The sequence below is a fragment of the uncultured Methanobrevibacter sp. genome (assembly GCF_937898925.1).
Classification (GTDB): Archaea; Methanobacteriota; Methanobacteria; order Methanobacteriales; family Methanobacteriaceae; genus Methanobrevibacter.
This window is the reverse complement of the sequence record NZ_CALDKF010000061.1, coordinates 1-6,815: the sequence shown is the minus strand read 5'-3', so window position 1 is coordinate 6,815 and position 6,815 is coordinate 1. Positions and strand designations below refer to the sequence as shown.

The window sequence follows — 6,815 nt, the reverse complement described above, 5'->3', positions numbered from 1 at the left end:
TACCGGCAAACAGTATCTGCCGTTTCGCATAGTAACCAATGCATCCTGACAATATTTGATTGTTTGATCGTATTTATCAATTTCAAGCAATGCTTTAGTGGTTTGAAGGTAGTAATTTTCCTTATTGGAATTCATGGTCACTTCTGCATTTGGCTTGAATTGCTGATTGCTTAATTTTTTAGGGTCTAATTTAGATGCCCAACGCAATACATCCAAATACTTTTCATTTTCTGTATAGATTTTCATTAATCTGATTACAGATAAAGTGTATGGGCATGGTTTAGCTGCTTTAGATGAGTCCTTTTGACTAACAACACTAACTATCTTTTTAGCAGACTCCTCGATTTCATCAATGAATTCATTATCCTTAACTTTTACAAAGTATAAATCCCAAGCATATTTGTCCTTATCTCCTTGGCTTAATTCTCCATCAGCTTCCAATGCCAATTCATAATGCTCTAATGATTCCGCATATTTCTTAACCTTATTGTATGCTCTTGCTTTTTCCAAATTTACTTCTACACTAGACATTGTTTTCCCCTTTATATGAATTATTTATTATCAGTTTAATTTTTTATTGTAATATAAAAATACTATAAAATCCGTTTTATATAAATATTTTTAATTTTTTAAAAAATAAGTTAAAAAAAAACTAGAAAATAAATTTAAAAAAGTTCTAATTAGTTAAAAAAAATAAAAAAAAGATAAAAAAAGAAAGTAGAATAATTATTAAAATTATTCTAATAACAATTTAAGCAAATTACAGCCTACTAATTCACCTAATGCACCATCTTTAACGCTATCTTCATCATAGACCATTACATCATCTGCTTCATCTTTAGATGAATAGATAGCAATAGGCACCATATCTCTTGTGTGTGTACCAACATCTATTGGAGTTGGATGATCAGGTAGAACTGCTATTTTAAAGTCCTTGTATTCGTTTTCTAATGCTTCAACCAATGGAGCGAGGATATATTTGTCAATGTTTTCAATTCCCTTAACCTTTTCTTCTAAGTTTTTAGCATGTCCTGCTTCATCTGGAGCTTCTATGTGAACAAATACAATATCATTGTCCTTCAGTGCATTTACTGCATATTCTCCTTTTGCATTATAATCTGTATCAAAGAATGCAGTTGCTCCTGGAACATCCAGATTAGTGCAACCGGAACATACACCTAAACCTTTAATCAGGTCTACACCAGTGATTACAGCACCTTTAAGGCCATAAACATCTTCCATCTTTGGCATGTCCGGCATAGTTCCTTGACCCCAGAACCAAACCATATTACATGGTTCCTTGCCTTCTTCAATCCTTTTTTGATTAACAGGATGGTTTTCTAATGCTTCTTTAGATTCTAACATGATTGCTTTTACTTCATCTGCAAATGAATCAAATTGAATCTTGTCTTCAATAGTCTCTCCAACAAAGTCATGTGGAGGAACCATATCGAGTTTTGCTAAGTTTTCAGCATTTTCCTTATCATTGTATACAAATAAATGTCTGTAGCTTACTCCAGGATAGAATTTTCCCTTGAAATCAGGATATTTATCATTAAAGTATTCATTCAACGCTTCCATAAGCTCTGCAGCCTCTTCTGAAGAAATGTGTCCTGCATTTGAACTTGCCATTAAACCATCACGCTCTGTAATGGTATTGCAACGGAATACAACATCTCCTTCTTTTGTCTCTACACCCATACTTGCAGCTTCAAGAGGTCCACGACCAGTATAATATTCCAATGGGTCGTAACCGAATATGCTCATATTAGCCACATCAGATCCAGGGGGTAAGGTTTCAGGCACATTTTGGATTAATCCAGTCTTTCCTTCTCTAGCTATCTTATCTAAAACAGGTTTATCAGCTATTTTAAGAGGAGTTTTTCCATCAATTTCCTCTATTGGATAATCACTTGCACCATCTTCAATAACAATAACATATTTCATTATAAAACTCCTTTTTCTTTTAACAATGTTATCAAATAAGTATAATCTGTATCTAATCTAAATAATCTAATAATCTATAATAATCTAAAATTATCTAGAATATCTGTAATATTTAATTACTTTTAAAAATTAAATTTAAAAAAATTATTAAAAAAAGTAAAAGTAGAACAATAAATTATTTGTTCTTAATAATATTGATTAAATCTGTAAGCATTGCAGAAGCGGTTTCTAAAGATCCTGCTCCTTTTCCCATTACAGTTATGTCATCTGCCAAATCGGTAGTTACATTTGCTAAGTTCAATGTTCCATCGATTGCAAATGGACTGTTTTTCTTAACAAGTCTTGGAGATACTTTCAATTGTTTTTCAGAAACTTCTCCAATCAATTTTACATAGTAACCTTCCTCTTTAGCAAGATTGATTGCATCTAAAGATACATCGGATATGCCTCTAACTTCAACATCAGCATAAGTTGCATCGATGCCTAAAACAGAATTAGCTAAAATAACCACTTTACATGCTGCATCAATACCTTCCACATCTTGTGTAGGGTCAGTTTCAGCGATTCCTAATTGCTGTGCTTCTGCCAATGTATTTTCATAGCTCATTCCTTCAGTGGTCATTCTTGATAGGATATAATTGGTGGTACCGTTTAAGATACCTTTGATTGAGCTGATTCCACAGCTTGCAAGGGTTTCTTGACATAAGTTGATGATAGGCATAGCTCCACCAACAGATGCTTCAAACTTGAAGTCCACTCCTGCAGCTTCCTTAGCTTCAATCAATTCCTTATAGAATAATGCTAAATGTCCTTTGTTTGAGGTAACAACATCCTTTCCATCAGCAAATGCCTTTAAGGTCAATGATTTTGCAGGTTCAGCATCCTTGATGTTTGTTGGAGTTGCTTCAATCAAGACATCATAATCCACTGCATCCAATACATCAATACCTGACTTGTCACTGCCGTATTCAGGATAATTTGCTAATTTTCCAGACTCTTCTTTGGTTTTAAGGAGTAATTCTTCATCCAATCCATCTTGGCATATTGCAGATGTAGATGAGTCAGCAGCTGCTACAACTTTTAAAGTGATTCCGTATTTCTCATTAATCATATCCTTCTTTAAGGAGATAGCCTTAGCTACACCTTGGCCTACAGCTCCAAAACCCATTAATATAAGTTTACATTCATCCATTTAAATTCCTCCTATACCTCATCAATAACCAAGAAGTCCTTCTCCTTAGCTATTTCCATGATTTTATTATATGCTATTTCTCTTTTACCTAAATCAAGTTCAACAGTTAATAAAGCAGTTGATTTAAGTTCACCATCTAATTTCAATTGTAAATCACTAACGACAAGGCCATCAACAGCATTGATCTTATCTACAGTGTCTCTTAAGTCTCTGTCGATAATGTGGCCATAGAGAATTGCACTTAACTTTTCCTTTCTTACAGTGTCATCCACTTCAATAAGAGGTATGTTCATTTCCTTGAATCTGTCTATAACAGCTTGCAAGTTCTCTCTTTCACCTTCGATAGCTATTTGAATAGCAGCTTTACCTTCTTCTGCCTTGATTTCCCTTTTGTGAACAATTGTAACTACATTTGCTCCAAGTTCTCCTATTGGATTTAAGATAGAAACCAATTGTCCCGGAATATCCAATATTTCAAGAATTAAATTCATTCTCATAATATAATCCCCTTTTAGTTTATTACAATTAATTTAATTAGATTTATTTTAATCTTAATGTCCTAATTAACCAGTCCATTCTGCCTTTTTCACAACTACATTGCCGTCTTTGTCAGTTCTTGCATTTCTGACAATTTTAGTTGAATCGTTTTGTTCGGATTCATCTTCACGGTTTAAGTTAAGGTTATCAGTAATGTAATAGGTTCCTTCCAATTCAGGAACTTTATCTAAGGTTTTTGAAAATTCTTCTAAGATCTTTTCTGCATCTTTTTCAATTGCCATTTAAATTCTCCTTGAAATTTTATTTAAAAATTGGTTATTTTAATTATAAAGGCTTAATTTGCCTATTTTATAATTTTAGAATATAAGTTAAATTTATATTAATTTAATATATGTTTATTAATATTAATATACTTTTATAATAAATGAATTTAAGCAATTTCTATTTTAAGCATCTTTTAAAATTAAATTTGCAAAGAATTCCATTGTCCTGTTAAAGCATTTGCTTATCCAATCCTGTGATAAGAAAATTACAATCAGGAAACTTAAGATAAATGTAATTAAAAGTGCAACTATCTCACTTTGGCTATAAAAGAAAGATTCAGTGAACTTTTTCACTAAGACAATGAAAAATATGTGCAAGATATAAATTGCCATGGAATTCCTTCCCCATTTAGTCAGGAAACATTCCTTGTCAGTCATAAACCGATTTATGATCAATGTGATAGCTATGCCTAAAACTATTATTAAAGCCCTTACAGCAATATTGATTAGATATGAACCATCATATGGAAATTTCATCATAATGATGCTTCCAGGAATGAAATATGCCACTGAAAAGGATGCCAAAAAGGCAATAAGCACTGAAAGGAATATGACTTTACTATTTTCCAATGCTGAACTTATATTGCTGTAGTTTTCCCTAAGTCTTGCCTTGTATTCATTAAAGTAAAAACCTGTTAAAAATACGGGTAAAAAACAAAATGTTCTTGATAAACTTAAGATATCACCAGTATATTTTATAAATCCAAACAACAATGCCAATATGAAGGTAAATAAAATTGGATATCTTAATTTATCAAGTATTGGCAATGCCATTTTCATAAAGAACAATGACAACAAAAACCATAATGCATAAGTTGGATAGATAAAAATAGCCTCACTCGGCTTTCCAAATGGAATATAAATTATCCAATAAATAATTGTGAATAATATATAGGGAACCAATATGCGCTTGAATATTTTAATGGGTTGATTCAAGTCAATTTTAGAAAAATAACCTGCAACAAAAAACAATATGGCTAAATGAAAGATAAAGATGTAGCTATGTAAATAATTTATGCTTAAAAACTTTGTAGAAAAAGCCATATGTCCCAAAACAACTAAAAATATTGCCAATCCTCTTAGATTATCAAATCTATTAATTCTTTTGTTAGTATTGTTTGCATTCATAAAATCACATAATATACAAAATTAGCATCTGATAAGTAAAAAAATTAATTTTTCTTTAGATTTTCAATGAATTCCTCAATGTCAAATGATCTTAAAACTTTCTTTTTCAAGATTTTATTGATTCCAGAACCGTATTGAGCTGCCTTTTTAGGCCTATCTGCTATATAATCAGGAACGCCAATGGATTTAGCCACATCTCTTAATATATGCTTTCTCAAGATATCCTCATTATCTTTTATTTTATATATTCCTGGAATATCCAATGACAAATCGATTATATCCATATCCAAGAACGGAACTCTTAGTTCAACTCCATTAGCCATTGACACTGCATCATCACGCTCAAGATTCACATGGTACATGTTTGCAATATCATGATAGATTTCCTCATCAAGGGCAAAATAGGCATCAAATAGACTGTTTTCCTCAAAATGCTTAAGATAGCGATTATAGCCTCCGAAGAGCTCATCTGCTCCCTGACCAGATAGCGCAACCTTGACATTATCCTCTTTCATTGCCTTTGCAGCAAGATAAATTGTCATTCCAACTCCTAACTTCATTACATTATCATCTTCAATAGCGGTTAAAACAGGTTTGATTGATTCCTTTACAGTAGTTTCATCAATAATAATTGTTTTTATAGGAAGATCCAATTCTTCAGCTATTTCCTTACTGAATCTAATGTCTTGTGAGTTTTCAACACCTACAGAATATAACTTGATATTAAGTGGAATGGAATTATCTTCATTATTCCTCTTTTCAGCTATTTGCTTTAGTAAAACAGCTAAAATGGTACTATCTACACCACCTGAAAATATCAATCCAATATTGGAAATGTTATTCACTCTCTTTTCAACTGCAGAGTATAAATCATCTCTCAAGAGTTCTTTATAAACTTCATATGAATCTTTTGTTTCAAGAAAATCCTTATATTCATTATAATTGCTTTTTATTTCCTTAAAATCAGTATTAATCAGTTTTTTAATCAAATTATCTTCTAAATCAACTGTTTTCCAGTTGTACAATATACATCCCGGTGTCAAATCATGAATATTTCCATCAGCTATTCCAGCTTTCCAAAGAGCTTTTTTCTCTGATGCAAAGACTTTAAAGTCTTTTTCTTCATCCATTCCATAGAATAATGGCTTCACTCCAATTGGATCTCTAGATATTGCTAAATTATCATGTTTCTTATCATAAACTGCAAATGAATAGTCAGCGTCCAATTCATTAATCACTGATTTAACTGATTCCAACAGATTTTCATCATTTGAATTGTAATAATAATTGATTAAATTAGCCAATAATTGGCTATCGCTTTTAGGCTTGGAGTAATTTTCATCATTTTCTTTTAGGAATTCTTCAAGCTTATTGAAATTATATATCTCTCCATTGAAGACTAAAACAAGATTATTCAGTATAATTGGCTGTTTATTGTATTCCAAATTATCACATATCTCATTGTTTTCATCAATAAGATTAAAAATTCTTTCAGCTCCAGCAATTCCAGATTGAATAACATTAAACTGATTTGAAATTTCTGTAATCGGCCTTGAATATTCTTTTGAAAATTTCGAAAATATTGTAATTGTACCTAAACTAATTTTTCCATTTATACAAAAAATACCAGCAACTACAGTTGTAATTGCTGTAGTAATATTACTTATATTTCCCATAATAGGCATTATCATTCCAGCAACAGTTTGAGCCATAAAACCATTCTTTTT

At 31.4% G+C, this 6,815-nt stretch carries 7 protein-coding genes; all 7 read right to left on the bottom strand.

Annotated elements, in window-relative coordinates; translation table 11 throughout:
• The coding region (locus Q0409_RS04810; protein WP_298535661.1) for a hypothetical protein at positions 1-531 on the bottom strand (531 nt) is incomplete at its 3' end.
• Between the two features lie 204 nt (positions 532-735).
• Positions 736-1,947 (bottom strand): cofactor-independent phosphoglycerate mutase, encoded by a 1,212-nt coding sequence (locus Q0409_RS04805; RefSeq protein ID WP_298535659.1) that lies wholly within the window; start codon positions 1,945-1,947, stop codon positions 736-738.
• Between the two features lie 175 nt (positions 1,948-2,122).
• On the bottom strand, positions 2,123-3,139 hold the full coding sequence (locus Q0409_RS04800) for a homoserine dehydrogenase (protein WP_298535657.1): 1,017 nt from the start codon (positions 3,137-3,139) through the stop codon (positions 2,123-2,125).
• 11 nt (positions 3,140-3,150) lie between these two features.
• A complete protein-coding gene (locus Q0409_RS04795) occupies positions 3,151-3,636 on the bottom strand; it encodes an amino acid-binding protein (RefSeq protein ID WP_298535655.1) in 486 nt (161 codons plus the stop codon).
• A gap of 66 nt (positions 3,637-3,702) precedes the next feature.
• The gene (gene gatC, locus Q0409_RS04790) at positions 3,703-3,918 is read right to left on the bottom strand and encodes an Asp-tRNA(Asn) amidotransferase subunit GatC (RefSeq protein ID WP_298535652.1); all 216 of its coding nucleotides are present in this window, start codon (positions 3,916-3,918) and stop codon (positions 3,703-3,705) included.
• Between the two features lie 165 nt (positions 3,919-4,083).
• On the bottom strand, positions 4,084-5,088 hold the full coding sequence (locus Q0409_RS04785) for an acyltransferase family protein (RefSeq protein ID WP_298535651.1): 1,005 nt from the start codon (positions 5,086-5,088) through the stop codon (positions 4,084-4,086).
• A 44-nt stretch (positions 5,089-5,132) separates the two neighbouring features.
• Positions 5,133-6,815, bottom strand: a 1,683-nt coding sequence (locus tag Q0409_RS04780; protein ID WP_298535649.1) for an asparagine synthase-related protein, incomplete at its 5' end; no start/stop codon positions are given.